General features: G+C 44.2%; 18 protein-coding genes. 13 read left to right on the top strand and 5 right to left on the bottom strand.

All coding sequences use genetic code 11. The features are described 5' to 3' along the window. Positions 1 to 65: 65 nt before the first annotated feature. Positions 66 to 521 carry an outer membrane lipoprotein gene (locus tag RH85_RS12190; RefSeq protein ID WP_039949003.1) on the bottom strand — a complete coding sequence of 152 codons (456 nt, stop codon included), beginning with the start codon at positions 519 to 521 and terminating at the stop codon, positions 66 to 68. An 18-nt stretch (positions 522 to 539) separates the two neighbouring features. Here RH85_RS12190 and aat point away from each other — a divergent pair, with 18 nt between their 5' ends. The 3 genes from aat to infA all read left to right on the top strand — a co-directional run bounded on the left by aat (position 540) and on the right by infA (position 2,256). Further along, positions 540 to 1,256 carry a leucyl/phenylalanyl-tRNA--protein transferase gene (aat, locus tag RH85_RS12185; RefSeq protein WP_006712551.1) on the top strand — a complete coding sequence of 239 codons (717 nt, stop codon included), beginning with the start codon at positions 540 to 542 and terminating at the stop codon, positions 1,254 to 1,256. A 1-nt stretch (position 1,257) separates the two neighbouring features. Continuing rightward, a complete protein-coding gene (locus RH85_RS12180; protein ID WP_006712550.1) occupies positions 1,258 to 1,956 on the top strand; it encodes an arginyltransferase in 699 nt (232 codons plus the stop codon). A gap of 81 nt (positions 1,957 to 2,037) precedes the next feature. Next, positions 2,038 to 2,256 (top strand): translation initiation factor IF-1, encoded by a 219-nt coding sequence (infA, locus tag RH85_RS12175; protein ID WP_005600159.1) that lies wholly within the window; start codon positions 2,038 to 2,040, stop codon positions 2,254 to 2,256. Positions 2,257 to 2,336: 80 nt separating this feature from the next. Here infA and RH85_RS12170 read toward each other — a convergent pair whose 3' ends face one another. Continuing rightward, positions 2,337 to 2,915, bottom strand: a complete 579-nt coding sequence (locus tag RH85_RS12170) for a thymidine kinase (protein ID WP_006712549.1) — start codon at positions 2,913 to 2,915, stop codon at positions 2,337 to 2,339. Positions 2,916 to 3,015: 100 nt separating this feature from the next. Beyond that, positions 3,016 to 4,398: a cysteine--tRNA ligase gene (gene cysS, locus RH85_RS12165; protein WP_006712548.1), complete on the bottom strand. Its 1,383-nt coding sequence runs from the start codon at positions 4,396 to 4,398 to the stop codon at positions 3,016 to 3,018. A gap of 203 nt (positions 4,399 to 4,601) precedes the next feature. Here cysS and RH85_RS12160 point away from each other — a divergent pair, with 203 nt between their 5' ends. From RH85_RS12160 to RH85_RS12145, 4 genes are all read left to right on the top strand, one after another. Then, positions 4,602 to 5,096 (top strand): peptidylprolyl isomerase, encoded by a 495-nt coding sequence (locus RH85_RS12160; protein WP_005600165.1) that lies wholly within the window; start codon positions 4,602 to 4,604, stop codon positions 5,094 to 5,096. Positions 5,097 to 5,142: 46 nt separating this feature from the next. Further along, positions 5,143 to 5,883 carry a UDP-2,3-diacylglucosamine diphosphatase gene (gene lpxH / locus RH85_RS12155; RefSeq protein ID WP_006712547.1) on the top strand — a complete coding sequence of 247 codons (741 nt, stop codon included), beginning with the start codon at positions 5,143 to 5,145 and terminating at the stop codon, positions 5,881 to 5,883. Between the two features lie 75 nt (positions 5,884 to 5,958). Then, entirely contained in the window at positions 5,959 to 7,176 is a 1,218-nt protein-coding gene (locus RH85_RS12150) for an EAL and HDOD domain-containing protein (RefSeq protein ID WP_006712546.1), read from the top strand. Between the two features lie 65 nt (positions 7,177 to 7,241). Further along, positions 7,242 to 7,745 carry a YchJ family protein gene (locus RH85_RS12145; protein ID WP_006712545.1) on the top strand — a complete coding sequence of 168 codons (504 nt, stop codon included), beginning with the start codon at positions 7,242 to 7,244 and terminating at the stop codon, positions 7,743 to 7,745. A gap of 57 nt (positions 7,746 to 7,802) precedes the next feature. Here RH85_RS12145 and RH85_RS12140 read toward each other — a convergent pair whose 3' ends face one another. Further along, positions 7,803 to 8,090, bottom strand: a complete 288-nt coding sequence (locus RH85_RS12140; RefSeq protein WP_006712544.1) for a YeaC family protein — start codon at positions 8,088 to 8,090, stop codon at positions 7,803 to 7,805. A 102-nt stretch (positions 8,091 to 8,192) separates the two neighbouring features. On the opposite strand from RH85_RS12140, the gene RH85_RS12135 reads away from it, so the two are divergent. Beyond that, entirely contained in the window at positions 8,193 to 9,008 is an 816-nt protein-coding gene (locus RH85_RS12135; protein WP_006712543.1) for a DUF2989 domain-containing protein, read from the top strand. Between the two features lie 69 nt (positions 9,009 to 9,077). Here the strand turns inward: RH85_RS12135 and msrB are convergent, their stop codons facing one another. After that, positions 9,078 to 9,497, bottom strand: coding sequence for a peptide-methionine (R)-S-oxide reductase MsrB (msrB, locus tag RH85_RS12130; RefSeq protein ID WP_006712542.1), 420 nt, complete (start codon positions 9,495 to 9,497; stop codon positions 9,078 to 9,080). Positions 9,498 to 9,832: 335 nt separating this feature from the next. Here msrB and gap point away from each other — a divergent pair, with 335 nt between their 5' ends. The 5 genes from gap to RH85_RS12105 all read left to right on the top strand — a co-directional run bounded on the left by gap (position 9,833) and on the right by RH85_RS12105 (position 14,515). Beyond that, entirely contained in the window at positions 9,833 to 10,828 is a 996-nt protein-coding gene (gene gap / locus RH85_RS12125; RefSeq protein WP_006712541.1) for a type I glyceraldehyde-3-phosphate dehydrogenase, read from the top strand. Between the two features lie 209 nt (positions 10,829 to 11,037). Next, on the top strand, positions 11,038 to 11,919 hold the full coding sequence (locus RH85_RS12120) for a D-hexose-6-phosphate mutarotase (RefSeq protein WP_006712540.1): 882 nt from the start codon (positions 11,038 to 11,040) through the stop codon (positions 11,917 to 11,919). 150 nt (positions 11,920 to 12,069) lie between these two features. Then, positions 12,070 to 12,891: a 23S rRNA (guanine(745)-N(1))-methyltransferase gene (gene rlmA / locus RH85_RS12115; RefSeq protein WP_006712539.1), complete on the top strand. Its 822-nt coding sequence runs from the start codon at positions 12,070 to 12,072 to the stop codon at positions 12,889 to 12,891. A 129-nt stretch (positions 12,892 to 13,020) separates the two neighbouring features. Further along, on the top strand, positions 13,021 to 13,974 hold the full coding sequence (locus RH85_RS12110; protein WP_039948999.1) for a ChaN family lipoprotein: 954 nt from the start codon (positions 13,021 to 13,023) through the stop codon (positions 13,972 to 13,974). Between the two features lie 196 nt (positions 13,975 to 14,170). Beyond that, on the top strand, positions 14,171 to 14,515 hold the full coding sequence (locus tag RH85_RS12105) for a hypothetical protein (protein WP_006712537.1): 345 nt from the start codon (positions 14,171 to 14,173) through the stop codon (positions 14,513 to 14,515). Positions 14,516 to 14,584: the final 69 nt, after the last annotated feature.

Here is a 14,584-nt window from a genome sequence, read left to right as displayed (position 1 = left end):
ACCAGAGCAAATCGAGTTTTAACGGCGGTAAAATAAACACCTTACTGCAACAAGAGCCGAATTGATTAATACTCTTTGTCCACACGCACGCCGTCATTGAAATAGAGGATTCTAACCGGGTCATTACGCTGGAAAATCATTGAACTATCGACATCTTGAATCACATTAATCAGACGCTTGTCGTCGGTCCGGATCAACAACTCAACCAAACGATACTCAACGCTGTAACTTTGGTTGGCGCGATTTCTCGCCACGCTGGCACCTGCGACAGCACCCACAGCCGTCGCCACTTCCTTACCGCTACCGCCACCAAATTGGTTACCCACCAATCCGCCGACCACGGCCCCTAAGAATGTTTCCCAGCCATTACTTTTTGATTGGACAATCTGTTGTTGAGTGATGTAACGCACTGAATCAACCTTGCCAAATACCACCTCATTGACAGGACGAGCCACGTTCCGTTGATATGCGGCATTGGCAAACAGAGGAAAAATCAATAATATCCATACCCACTTCTTCATCATAATCGAAACCTCTTGATGGCTATTTATCTGACAGAACTCGACCCTAGTAACTTGAGCTTCCCGTCACCATTTGACGCACTGGATGATCCCAATGGCTTATTAGCGTTTGGCGGTGATCTGTCGGCAGATCGCTTACTAACAGCTTACCACAATGGCATCTTTCCGTGGTATGGCCCTGACGAACCGATATTATGGTGGAGCCCATCCCCGCGCGCAGTCTTTGATCCAAGCGTTTTTAAACCATCGAAAAGTCTGAAAAAGTTCCAACGAAAGCATCAATACCGAGTCAGCATTAATCACGCAACCGAGCAAGTGATTGACCAGTGTGCTGCGCTACGCAGTGCCGAAGAAACATGGCTTAATCAAGATATGCGCCACGCCTACAAACAATTGGCGCAACAAGGTCATTGTCACTCGGTAGAAGTGTGGCAAGAAGAGCGATTGATTGGTGGTTTATATGGCTTGTCAATTGGGCAACTGTTCTGCGGTGAATCGATGTTTAGTCTTGAGAGCAATGCGTCTAAAGTCGCCTTATGGTATTTCTGCTCTCATTTTCAACAGCAAGGTGGACAATTAATTGATTGTCAGGTTCTGAATGAGCACACTCAATCTTTGGGCGCATTTGAATTACCACGCGAAAGCTTTATCCAAAGCCTGCTATCTTTAAGATATCAAGTTATTGACGAGCTGTGCTTTCAACCACAATGGCTTAATTTACCCGCTGAGAAATGAAATGAGTTCTGATTTGCAGCAAATTCGCATCGGTTTGACCGATAACCACCCTTGTAGCTATCTACCTAATCGCCAGGAGAGAGTCGCGGTGGCGCTTGAGCCTGCTCTGCATAGCTCATCTAACTATGAAGTTCTGCTCGCCAATGGCTTTCGTCGCAGCGGCGACACAATTTATAAACCGCACTGTGAATTGTGCAGTGCCTGCCAGCCCATTCGGATTTCAGTCCCGAATTTTGAACCATCACGCAGCCAGAAGCGGCTGTTGGCGAAAGCAAAAAACATTCGGTACCAACTGAAAGAAGAGATGGATGAAGATTGGTTCGACCTTTATCAACCTTATATCGACGCCCGCCATCGCGAAGGCAGTATGTATCCAGCCAATCGTGACAGTTTCGCTCAATTCTCCCATTGTGCTTGGCTAAATACTCAATACCTACATATCTATGATGATGATAAGCTGATTGGTATTGCAGTCACCGATATACTCAGCAATAGCGCCAGCGCCTTCTATACTTTTTTTGACCCAAACAGTGAAATATCACTCGGTACTTTAGGGGGGTTACTACAAATTGATTATTGTCGTAACCAAGGAAAACAATGGCTTTATCTTGGCTACCAAATCGATGAATGCCCTGCTATGAATTACAAAGTCCGCTTTCAACCTCATCAAAGGCTAGTAAATCAGACTTGGCAGGGGTAGAATACCGCCCAACTTTACTTAATTCATTTTTATCGGTACGAATAAGCCGGTTGAAATTGTCCATTTGAAAAAGAGGAATAAATGGCTAAAGAAGACGTAATTGAGTTGCAAGGTACAGTCCTTGATACTCTTCCAAACACGATGTTCCGTGTTGAGTTAGAAAACGGTCACGTAGTTACTGCTCATATCTCTGGTAAAATGCGTAAGAACTACATCCGTATTCTTACTGGTGACAAAGTAACTGTAGAGATGACTCCATACGACCTATCTAAAGGCCGCATCGTCTTCCGTGCTCGTTAATCTTTAGATTTACGAATGCAACAAAAAACGGAGCCACTGGCTCCGTTTTTTGTTTTTGTACTAAAGCACCACCCCGCCAATTATTGGCCTAGCGCTTCTTTATAGTGCTGACGACATACCGACACGTAACGATCATTACCACCAATCGCCACTTGATCACCTTGAGCAATCGCATTGCCGTGTTCATCCGTACGAATCACCATGTTCGCTTTGCGACCACAGTGACAAATCGTTTTCAGCTCGACCAACTTATCAGCCCAAGATAGCAGATACTTACTGCCTTCAAACAGCTCACCAAGAAAATCCGTGCGTAAACCGTAGCATAGAACTGGAATGTGCAGTTTATCGACCACTTCTGTTAATTGATACACCTGCTCTTTCGATAAGAACTGGCATTCATCAATCAAAATACAGTGGCGTTTTTCTTCACTATTAAGCGCTTCAATCGCTTGAAAAAGATCGGTTTCAGGTTTGAATAAGAAAGCTTCTGACTGTAAACCAATGCGCGAACTCACCTTACCCACGCCGTAACGATCATCTAATGCCGCAGTGAAAATCACTGGGTTCATGCCACGTTCTTGGTAGTTAAATGAGGATTGAAGAAGCGTCGTAGATTTACCCGCATTCATTGCCGAGTAATAGAAGTACATCTGAGCCACGAAAAATATCCTATAGAATAGACAAATCGGATAGAAAAAAGGGCTGACGACTCAGCCCCTTAAAATTATTTATACATCCACTAATTGATGGCTGTGGAGGTTATTTACGACGCCAAGTAGTGCCTTCTGCGCCATCTTCCAACTCAATACCCATCTCGTTAAGCTTATCACGCGCTAAATCCGCGTTAGCCCAATCTTTCGATGCGCGAGAGTCGTTACGTAGCTTGATCAGTGCTTCAATTTCAGCCACTTCATCATCGTTACCCGCATCACCTTTTAGGAAAGCTTCTGCATCTTGATGAAGAATACCAATCACTTCCGCCATTTGGCGCATAACAACACCTAGAGCGCTTGCTTGCTCAATGTTTTCTGTTTTAAGACGGTTGATTTCACGCGCCATATCAAACAGTACTGAGTAAGCTTCTGGTGTATTGAAGTCGTCGTTCATCGCGTCATTAAAGCGGACTTGGTACTCATCACCACCTGCCGCTTCAACTGATAAATCTAGACCACGTAGCGAGGTGTATAGACGCTCAAGTGAAGCTCGTGCTTGGTTTAGGTTTTCTTCGCTGTAGTTTAGTTGGCTACGGTAGTGACCAGACATTAGGAAGTAACGAACCGTTTCTGCGTCGTAGTGACCCAATACATCACGAATAGTGAAAAAGTTGCCTAGTGATTTAGACATTTTCTCTTTATCCACCATCACCATGCCGCTGTGCATCCAAGTATTCACATACTGGGTGTTATGCGCGCAGCACGATTGAGCGATTTCATTTTCGTGGTGTGGGAACTGCAGATCAGAACCGCCACCGTGAATGTCGAAATGGTTACCTAGAATCGCCGAGTTCATTGCTGAACATTCGATGTGCCAACCAGGACGGCCCGCACCCCATGGTGATTCCCATGTCGGTTCACCAGGTTTAGACATTTTCCACAAAACGAAATCAAGTGGGCTACGCTTTGCTGACTCAACATCAACACGAGCGCCTGCTTGCAGTTGATCAAGATCTTGCTTAGACAGTTTGCCGTACTCATCGAACTTGCTCACTTCAAACATCACATCGCCATTGCTAGCAACATAAGCAAAACCACGTTCAATCAGTTTTTCTACTAATGCAATAATTTCAGGAATAAATTCAGTGGCACGTGGCTCGATGTCAGGGCGTTTCATATTCAACGCATCAAAATCCGCGTGCATTTCACCGATTAAACGCTCAGTCAGTGACTCACAGCTTTCGCCATTTTCATTTGCACGCTTGATGATCTTGTCATCGATATCCGTGATATTACGAACGAAAGTCAAATCGTAACCAAGGTAACGCAAGTAGCGTGAAACCACGTCAAATGAAACAAACGTGCGTCCATGACCGATATGACAGAGATCGTAAATGGTTACCCCACAGACATACATGCCGATTTTACCAGCATTGATTGGTTTGAATTCCTCTTTCTGTCTTGTGAGTGTGTTATATATTTTTAACATGATCTCTATGCTTTATCTGGGTGAAACAAAATAGTGGCTCAGTATATCAATTCACACTTGATTAGGTAATCCCTCAAACGGTTAAAAAGCCATCATTAACGCCTATACTGATGTGTGAACCCCTTCTTTTGACGTATTAATGTCTGAAAAGTTGCGATAGAATCTTCAGCTCAAATCAAAAAACATCGGTTAAGGATACAATCATGATCACCCTTCACACTAATTTTGGTGACATCAAAGTTAAGCTAGACACTGAGAACGCTCCAGAAACAAGCGCAAACTTCCTACAGTACTGCCGTGATGGTTTTTACGACAACACACTATTCCACCGTGTTATCGATGGTTTCATGATCCAAGGTGGTGGCATGGAGTCTGGCCTACGTGAGAAGGCAACTCGTGCAACAATCAAAAACGAAGCAAACAATGGCCTAAGCAACAAAGTAGGCACGCTAGCGATGGCTCGTACTATGGAACCGCATTCAGCGAGTTCTCAGTTCTTCATCAACGTAAGCAACAACACTTTCCTAGACTTCCGTAGCGAAAGCCTAGATGGTTGGGGTTACTGCGTATTTGCTGAAGTTGTTGAAGGCATGGACGTTGTAGACCAAATCAAAGGTGTAAGCACTGGTTCTTACGGTATGCACCAAGATGTACCACTAGAAGACGTGGTAATCACTGGCACGACTATCGAAGCATAATCGTTAATAAAGGGCGCTTCTGCGCCCTTTTTACTCTTCAGGTATTATGACTACTCTCTTTATCTCCGATCTGCACCTTTCGCCTAACACGACAGACATCAATCGCTGTTTCAGCCAGTTCATGCAAAATGAAGCGATCCACGCCGATGCGCTTTATGTGCTGGGGGACCTATTTGATTTTTGGATTGGTGACGATGACAACAGTGACTTTGCTCAGCAAGTTCGCGCTGAATTTAAACAACTCACCGACCGTGGTGTGCCGTGCTTTTTTGTCAAAGGCAACCGAGATTTCCTTGTCGGTCAACGCTTCGCTAAGCAAACCGGTGTCACACTGCTGGGTGACGAAACGGTAATTGACCTGTATGGACGCAAAGCCGTGATCCTACATGGCGATACACTGTGCACCCAAGATACCCAATATTTAGCCTTTCGCGCCAAAGTGAATCAGCCATGGCTACAATGGGTTTTTAATCGTCTACCAATGGCGCTTAAACGGAAGATCGTCGGCAAAATTCAACAAGATGCTCGCGATACTAAAAAATCGAAATCACTAATGATTATGGATGTGACACAAAGTGAAGTCGAAGACGTAATGGTCGTTCACGGGGTTGAACTGATGATTCACGGCCACACCCATCGTCCGAATACCCATCACTTTACGAGCCACAATAACCAATCGATGACTCGCATTGTTCTTGGTGATTGGTACGAACAAGGTTCAATTTTGTGCTGTGACACGGAAAATTTCACATTAGAAACTCGTCCTTTTCTCAATAAAGAGTGTTAGTTTGAACTAGTTCATAGCAAAAACCGCACGACATCCCTAATATTGACGTAAACAGAAATTAGGTTGATGTCTCCCTTGAAGTATTCTTATTTTGCGCGCCAACCGATATTAGATCAGGAAAAACGAACCATCGGTTACGAGCTATTGTTCCGAGATGGTCCAAGCAACACTTTCCCTAATATCGATCCCGATCTTGCGACCAGTCGTCTACTGTCCGATCACATGTTAACCACTCACAAGGAAACCTTGGGGGATAAACTCGGCTTCATTAATTTTCCCTACGCCAGTTTAGTCCAACAACTACCCACATTGTTTTCCGCTGAGAATATGGTGATCGAGATCTTAGAAGATTGCCAACCGACACCTGAATTATTAAGCGCAATACGCTCGCTGCACGAAAAAGGCTACACTCTGGCGTTGGATGACTTTATCCCCAACAAAGAGTGGCGTGAATTTCTGCCTTATATTTCAATTATCAAGTTTGATATCCACTCAGTCCCAATCGACAAAGCCAAAATTTACATCGATAGCTTGAGCAATTACAACATCGAATTCCTCGCTGAAAAAATCGAAACGCACCAAGAATACCAGCAAGCACTGCAAGCGGGATTTGTTTATTTTCAAGGCTATTTTTTTGCCAAACCAGAAATGGTGCAGAAGAAGGCTTTAGAGCCGTCGTTTTTGACGGTTATCGAACTACTGACTGAAATATCTAAAGATCAGCTTGATTTCAAAGTATTGGAACGCTTGGTCTCGAAAGATGTCACTCTTTCCTATAAATTGCTGCGCTATGTCAACGCTTCAGCGATGGTCAGCACCAAAATCCATTCATTTAAGCAAGCTTTGATTTATCTTGGTGAAGATCGATTGCGTAAATTCATCTCGCTGGTTGCGCTTTCCGCCACGCACGAGGGTAAGCCGGATCATTTGTACACCTTATCTATCCAGCGCGCTAAATTTTGCCAATTACTTAGTCAAAAAATACGTGCAAGCAATCAACCTAAAATGAACCACGCCTTTTTAACGGGTATGTTCTCGCTGCTCGATTCACTGCTTGATCGACCATTAGAAGACATTCTGCACGAAATCCCAATCGATGATGCCATTTTCCAAGCATTAACCGAAAAACGCGGCGTACTTGGCGGCCTGCTGGTGTTGGTCAGCTCCTATGAAAAAGCACGTTGGGATAAAACGGCCAGCCTTAGCTTTAAACTCAAACTGAGTGAACATGCGGTGGCAAGTGCCTATCAAGAATCCATTCTCTGGACCGCTGAATTGGTCGATGTGCAGTAGCGCTTTACTCTCAGTGATTGGCTCAATACACTAGCGCCAATTTCAGCCTAACTAATGGTGCTCGTATGAGTCATTGTCCTTGTGGCAACCCAATTAACTACGAACAGTGCTGCCAACCTGTTCACCTTGATCATCACCAAGCTCAAACACCTGAGCAACTTATGCGTGCCCGTTATAGCGCACATGTAAAAGGCTTGGTTGATTTTGTTGTGGCTACTTACCACCCAAGCTGCGAGGCGGAAGCGCAACGCGAAGCCATCGCCGATTCAGTTAATAGTCACTGGTTATCTCTAGAGGTACTTGGTAGCGAAGCTGGCCACAACCAAGAGGAAGGCTTTGTCACCTTCCAAGCTTACTTTGAGCAAGAAGAACAAGAGTTTTGCTTAGAAGAGCGCTCTCGCTTTGTGCGTGAAAATGATCTTTGGTACTACATCGATGGTGAATACGCCGAACAAGATGAAGAACCGCAAGATGAGCGCCTTTCACAACCGATCAAAAGTCTCAAAGTAGGACGAAATGATCCATGTATTTGCGGTAGCGGTAAAAAATTTAAGAAGTGCTGCGGATAATTCAATAAAAAAGGTAGATGATTGTGCATCTACCTTTTTATTATCAGCGACTTGACGTTACTCAGTGTCATTAGGGTTAACACGAACAATATCAGCTTGTTGTTTATGAAATTGCTTTTTTAGTTCTGCTTTGGATTTAAAGCTAATTTCACCGCCCTGTGCGACCGTCATATGCTGAGCTTCTTGATTATACTTAGCTTGGTAGAGCATCACCGCTTGCATACACGAATCACGCTGTTGTTGTGTAAGCGTGGTTCCTTCTGGCCACTTACCGGTTTCAACAGCAAACAGTAAGCGCTGGTAAGCTTCAGGAGTAATGGCATTGACTAACTGCTCGGCGTCCATAAGGTATCCTTATTGTCATCGTTTGAGCAAAACATAACTGGCTCGCTATTTGAGTCAAGACATGAACCTAGAATAAGCGTATCTGATCACAAGCATTAAATTATGAATAGACTCAAGTTGGCAACAACCATTGGCTTAGGTTTCCTCCTTAGCGGATGTTTCGAAGGACGAAAAAACACCGAACAACTTTGTGCAGATAACCCTGCCCTGCGTTGCGAACAACTCAATATGGATGATGGCCAATGTCGAGTTCCTCGTACTGATTTAGTATGGCATCGTTTTGAAGTGCTCAAAGATCCATCAGATAGCAACAAAATTCGCGAATATCACATTCTCGCCGAATATGAAAAATGCCTAACCTTAGCGGCTCAGATCCAACCGATCGATCAAAACAACCGCAAAGAGAAACGCTTTACTTCCCAAATGCACGTCAATGATGAACAAGCGCGAGTGGTTAGCGAATTGAAGCTATCTACCTCACCTCAAGCGCTCTATTTCCTTTGGAGCCAAGAGGGTGACGAAGACGCGCGACGTGGATTTTTACAAATGGAAGGATCTCAAGCATTAGAAAGTGCCGAGATGCAATATGCTCTAGCAACCTTCTACACAAGCCGCGATGCGGAAAAAACACTGTATTTACTCAATCGTTCTCTTGAGCTCGCCGACGGAAAGAAAACCAATATCGACGCGGTGAAATCTCTCGCCAGTATCAACTTTCAGCAAAATCGCAAAGAGTTAGCTTATATATGGGCACAAGTCGCTAACCAGTTCGATGTCCAAACCGCATCAGCGAACAATCGACAGCTTATGTATGGATTCAATGAAGAGAAATATGAACAGTTGGATAACATCGCAGAGAGTGTCTACGATGCGATCGGCGATGGCGCATATCGCTCCACAATTATCCCGCAATTTTAGTTTCATTAGCGGCACTTAATGTAATTCGCCACTAATTCTACCTGAAAGATTCAAACAAACCGCGGTGATTTAATCACCGCTTTTTTGTGGATTGTTGAAAATTAACGACACCGAATTGACACAAAATCGTTCACCGGTCGTGGGTGGACCATCAGGAAAAACGTGACCCAAATGGCTATCGCAAGTTGCGCAGCGGATCTCAGAACGAACCATTCCGTGACTTAAGTCTTCTAAATAGCGTACTGCCTGATCGTTGATTGGGGCATCAAAGCTAGGCCAGCCGCAACCTGAGTCAAACTTATTATCAGATTGAAATAATGGGGCGTGGCAGCAAGTACAGGAATAAACCCCTGATTCTCGATTGTGCAACAACTTACCACTAAAAGGGGCTTCTGTTCCTTGTTGTCGACAAACACGAAATTCCTCATCAGATAAGCGTTCACGCCAGTATTCCTCTGGCATTGAAACCTTTTCATCTTCTGTTTTCATTCGCTTACTCCTTTGTTTACTCATCATATTTTAGCCCTATTATGGCCAAAAAATTACCTTTATCGACCTTTTGTAGCACATACTTTCTCACCGTGATAGAGTAGTAATAAAGCTGGCTAAGATTTGGCCATGCGACCATTTTATGTCAACTGGATAGTGAAAAAAGTAAATATCAGTATAAAAGATAACCGTTTGCGACTAATTGTGAAAAAAAGCGTCGCTTTTTTTTGACATTAAACAAGTTAAGTCCGATTATCTCTTGCAGACATTTACTGGATTCTGTAATTTTACTACCAGTTATCTTTAATCAGAAATTAAGTTGTGGAGCAGCTATAATGACTATCAAAGTAGGTATTAACGGTTTTGGCCGTATCGGTCGTTTCGTATTCCGTGCAGCGCAAGAGCGCAACGACATTGAAGTTGTAGGTATTAACGACCTTATCGACGTAGAATACATGGCATACATGCTGAAGTACGACTCAACTCACGGCCGTTTCAACGGTACTGTTGAAGTTGTAGACGGTAACCTAATCGTTAACGGTAAAACTGTACGTGTAACTGCTGAGCGTAACCCAGAAGATCTTAAGTGGGATGCAATCGGTGTTGACGTAGTAGCAGAAGCTACTGGTCTATTCCTAGACGACGCAACTGCACGTAAGCACATCACTGCAGGTGCTAAGAAAGTTGTTCTTACTGGTCCATCTAAAGACGCAACTCCAATGTTCGTTATGGGCGTAAACGATTCAACTTACGCAGGCCAAGACATCGTTTCTAACGCTTCTTGTACTACTAACTGTCTAGCGCCTATCGCTAAAGTTCTAAACGACAACTTCGGTATCGTTTCAGGTCTTATGACAACTGTACACGCGACTACAGCAACTCAAAAAACTGTAGATGGTCCTTCAGCTAAAGACTGGCGCGGTGGTCGTGGTGCTTCTCAGAACATCATCCCATCATCAACTGGTGCTGCTAAAGCAGTAGGCGTTGTTCTTCCAGAACTAAACGGCAAACTAACTGGTATGGCTTTCCGCGTACCAACTGCTAACGTTTCTGTAGTTGACCTAACTGTTAACCTAGAGAAAGGCGCATCTTACGAAGCTATCTGTGCAGCTATGAAAGCAGCATCTGAAGGCGAACTAAAAGGCGTTCTAGGCTACACTGAAGACCAAGTTGTTTCTCAAGACTTCATTGGCGAAGTTCAAACTTCAGTATTCGATGCTAAAGCTGGTATCGCTCTAACTGATAACTTCGTTAAAGTTGTATCTTGGTACGACAACGAAATCGGTTACTCAAACAAAGTTCTAGACCTAATCGCACACATCTCTAAGTAATTTCTTAGATAACGATTAGCGAACTTTTCTTTGAGAAAAAATCGTAAAAAAGGCGGCTCTTGAGTCGCCTTTTTAGTATCTAAAAAACGTCATATTTAATTTAAAACACTGACTTTCATCGAAATTATATTCCTTTGGTTTTCCATCTATTCCGCCTATGCACCACAATGGGCCAATGGAATCTAATTTTAAAATTCGAGGACTCTGTTATGAACTTGTCTCAACTGCCAGCAATCGCTGTTCTGTCCGACAACGTCACTATCGTTCAGCAAGGTGAAGTAAAAATCGTTCGTGTGATTCACGAGAAAGCAGTAGCCGGTATTGCCCTACTTGGTGGTCATGTTGTTTCTTACCAACCAACTGGCCAAGAAGATCTTATCTGGATGAGCAATGCCGCTATTTTTGATGGTGAAAAAGCGCTGCGTGGTGGCATTCCAGTCTGCTGGCCTTGGTTTGGTCGTGTCGCTGCACCAGCTCATGGCTTTGCGCGTAGCAAAGAATGGGAATTGGTTGAACACCGTGAAAATGAGCAAGGTGTGATTGTTGAATTAGCGCTGTTCCCAAGTGAAGATACGCTAAATATTTGGCCTCACTTGTTTGATTTACGCCTTGTGATGGAAGTGGGTGAAGAACTCAAAGTCACGCTAAAAGTGCAAAACATTGACGATCACGCATGGACATTCTCTAGTGCGCTACATACCTATTTGAACATCAGCGATATCGAGAAAATGCAAGTCACGGGTATGGGTCCTGAATATATTGATGGTTTGCAAGAAGGTAAAATCTGCCAAGGCGGCGAGACTCTAGCACTGACAGCGGGCATTGACCGAGTCTACACCAAACCAGAGAGCGTGATTGAAGTTGAAGACCAAGTGTTAAACCGAACTTTGAAGATCGTCAATGCCGGCCATAATTCTGCCGTGCTATGGAACCCGTGGATTGAAGTGGCGACAGATATGGCCGATATGGAGAACGATGGTTACAAAACTATGTTCTGTGTTGAATCGACTATTCATGCGCCAACCATCAACGATGGTATCACCTTACAACCTAATGAAGAGTACGAGTTAAGCACCATCATCTCTGCTTAATCCCGCTGCGAAATATTCATGGTTTTCCAACAGCCCACATTTCTGTGGGCTGTTTTATTCTCTCAACCAGTAAAACCCGTTTGCCAAAGCTTTTGCCTACGGCGCTTTCTTGCTAGACTCTGCCGCCTAACTTCATCTGTTGAGTTCTCTATGTCTTATCAATGTCCTCTCTGTCACCTACCGCTTGCTTTTGCTGAGCGAACGTACCGCTGTAGTAACAACCACGGGTTTGATCTTGCCAAAGAAGGCTATGTCAATCTAATGCCCGTCCAGCACAAACGTTCAAAAGATCCAGGCGACAATAAAGAGATGATGCAAGCGCGCCGCCGTTTCTTGGAAAAAGACTATTACCAACCGATGAAACAAGCGGTCGCAAAATTGTGCGCACAATACCTTGTGGATAGTGAACACCAACTGCTTGATATCGGTTGTGGTGAAGGTTACTACACTGATGAAGTAGCTACGGCACTCAAGACACAATCGAATTATGCCAATGTCTTCGGTTTAGATATTTCAAAAGTCGCGATTCGTTTTGCTGCAAAACGCTACCCGAACTGTCAGTTCACCGTCGCTTCGAGCCATCGCCTTCCTTTCGCCGATGCGAGCTTAAACGCGATTTTACGTATCTATGCTCCATGCAAAGCTGAAGAAATGTCACGTACCTTAGCCAACAATGGTGTGGTGATTACCGTGACGCCTGCTGGTCGCCATTTATATCAGCTACGTGAACACATCTATCAAGAGATTCGCTTGCACAATGAAGAACCAGAGCAACTGGAAGGTTTTACATTGGAGCATGAACAAAAACTCAATTACGTGATGACATTAGGTCAAGGTGATGGGTTTGACCTTTTGCAAATGACACCATTTGCTTGGAAGGCCAGTGATGAACTGAGAGAATTACTAAAAACTGCCGAACAATTTGATTGCGAAGCAGACTTTATGATTCGTGTGTATCGCAAGAACGCATAAATTTACCGGCGTAGATTGATTGTTTACTTAGCCCTATTTACCCTTAAATAAACGGAATAGGGCTTTTTTATGTCAGCAATATCTTCTCATAGTAAGCGAATCCTTAATTACAGGCGCGCTGATTCGCTGATGCGGTGCTTAGGCTACGCAGCTTTAATAGCTAGCGTTACAAGTTGCAGCTCAACGGTGGACTCATCAACACCGCCGATCGTCAGTTACTACGATTACCAATTGGCTGACCCACAAGGTAAGCCGATCGCACTCAATGCCCTACCTGATGAGCTACTTAATGCCGATGTGCTTCTCGTGGGTGAGTGGCACACGCACTCCGCGATTCATCGTTTTCAAACCGATCTATTGAAGCAGCTAATCAGCCAGCAACCGCGCACAGTAACGGTTTCAATGGAACAGTTTAGCCGAGACGCTCAACAGACTCTCAACCAATATCTGGCTGGCGAGATTGGCGAACAAGTACTGATCCAACAAGCAGGAGCATGGCCCAATTACCCAAGCGATTACCGCCCCTTAGTTGAACTGGCTAAGCAAAAACAATTGGCCGTTATCGCGAGTAACGCCCCAAAATCCATCGTACGTTGCATTGGCCAACAAGGGTTAAGTTATCTTGATAAACTTGATAGTAAACAGCGAACTTGGTTGGCTGAACAGATTGACACTCGAGACTCCCCTTACAAAGAAAAGTTTATCGCTTCAACTCACCATGGAAACGCACACCATGGAAAGACGCAGCAAACACAGCGTCAATTTTCAGCGCAAATGGCATGGGATGAGACCATGGCTGACAGTATCGTTAGCTATTTGACACAACATCCTCAATCGCAAATCATGCATATCGCGGGAAAATTTCATGTCGAGCAGGGACAGGGAGCCAAAGCATCGATATTACGCCGAGATGCTAACCTCGATGTTGTCGTGGTTTCCCCCGTCACAGAACTCACGAATTCAGGCTCAGATTATCAGCTTTTGGTGCTTGCCCCACCCGTGCGCTATGTACAGCGGGACAATCTGATTCAAGCTTATCAGGCCTTAACTCAGCGAAACGATGCACATCAATGTCTGCCATAATCTGTATTCCAGCGCGCATTGGCTGTTCATCGATTTGATGGTCGCAAGTTTTGAGGTTCTCATAATGGAGTTCACATAAAATAATGAAATTGGCGCATTTTTTGCTTGAAAAGAAATATCGTTCAAACGAATATTTCCCACAAGTTTTATTAGTCTTGGTCGATATAGTGACTGAGGACTGTGATAGGAGACGTTTATGACACCGGTAGGCATGGAGCCAGCGAAGCTGACACCAACCCAACAAGTCAAACCTCAAGCAAAAATGACTGATGTTGCAACCAGCTCAACGCCACTTAAAGTAGAGCAAAATAAAGTGACGCTTTCAGACGAAGGCAAAGCACTGCTGGCCGCGTTAAAAGAAATTGAAAAAGAAAGTGCTCCGGAAAAAACCGTTGGTGACAAAGTTGAATCTTTTGCTGCTGGCGCTCTTGGTATGGATCACCCCGATACCATCAAAGAAGAAGATGATGACTCCTATTCTGCGGGGCAATTTCTTTCCGCAGCGGCAACCGTTGGTGGTATTTTACTCATGCTTGCCTGATCGACTTGATCAGGCGAGTTAACTTCATTTAATGGTGATTAATCGACACGAATAGATTTGCTGTTTGTC

Origin of the sequence: Vibrio ichthyoenteri ATCC 700023 (assembly GCF_000222605.1) — a bacterium.
In the GTDB taxonomy this organism is placed as follows: Bacteria; Pseudomonadota; Gammaproteobacteria; order Enterobacterales; family Vibrionaceae; genus Vibrio; species Vibrio ichthyoenteri.
Note: the sequence above shows the minus strand (reverse complement) of the source record. Positions and strands in the feature narration are given on the sequence as shown.

Coding starts and splice junctions, on each gene's coding strand:
- RH85_RS12190 (WP_039949003.1), bottom strand. CDS start 521: ATGAAGAAGTGGGTATGGATATTATTGATTTTTCCTCTGTTTGCCAAT.
- aat (WP_006712551.1), top strand. CDS start 540: ATGGCTATTTATCTGACAGAACTCGACCCTAGTAACTTGAGCTTCCCG.
- RH85_RS12180 (WP_006712550.1), top strand. CDS start 1,258: ATGAGTTCTGATTTGCAGCAAATTCGCATCGGTTTGACCGATAACCAC.
- infA (WP_005600159.1), top strand. CDS start 2,038: ATGGCTAAAGAAGACGTAATTGAGTTGCAAGGTACAGTCCTTGATACT.
- cysS (WP_006712548.1), bottom strand. CDS start 4,398: ATGTTAAAAATATATAACACACTCACAAGACAGAAAGAGGAATTCAAA.
- RH85_RS12160 (WP_005600165.1), top strand. CDS start 4,602: ATGATCACCCTTCACACTAATTTTGGTGACATCAAAGTTAAGCTAGAC.
- lpxH (WP_006712547.1), top strand. CDS start 5,143: ATGACTACTCTCTTTATCTCCGATCTGCACCTTTCGCCTAACACGACA.
- RH85_RS12145 (WP_006712545.1), top strand. CDS start 7,242: ATGAGTCATTGTCCTTGTGGCAACCCAATTAACTACGAACAGTGCTGC.
- RH85_RS12140 (WP_006712544.1), bottom strand. CDS start 8,090: ATGGACGCCGAGCAGTTAGTCAATGCCATTACTCCTGAAGCTTACCAG.
- RH85_RS12135 (WP_006712543.1), top strand. CDS start 8,193: ATGAATAGACTCAAGTTGGCAACAACCATTGGCTTAGGTTTCCTCCTT.
- msrB (WP_006712542.1), bottom strand. CDS start 9,497: ATGAAAACAGAAGATGAAAAGGTTTCAATGCCAGAGGAATACTGGCGT.
- gap (WP_006712541.1), top strand. CDS start 9,833: ATGACTATCAAAGTAGGTATTAACGGTTTTGGCCGTATCGGTCGTTTC.
- RH85_RS12120 (WP_006712540.1), top strand. CDS start 11,038: ATGAACTTGTCTCAACTGCCAGCAATCGCTGTTCTGTCCGACAACGTC.
- rlmA (WP_006712539.1), top strand. CDS start 12,070: ATGTCTTATCAATGTCCTCTCTGTCACCTACCGCTTGCTTTTGCTGAG.
- RH85_RS12110 (WP_039948999.1), top strand. CDS start 13,021: ATGCGGTGCTTAGGCTACGCAGCTTTAATAGCTAGCGTTACAAGTTGC.
- RH85_RS12105 (WP_006712537.1), top strand. CDS start 14,171: ATGACACCGGTAGGCATGGAGCCAGCGAAGCTGACACCAACCCAACAA.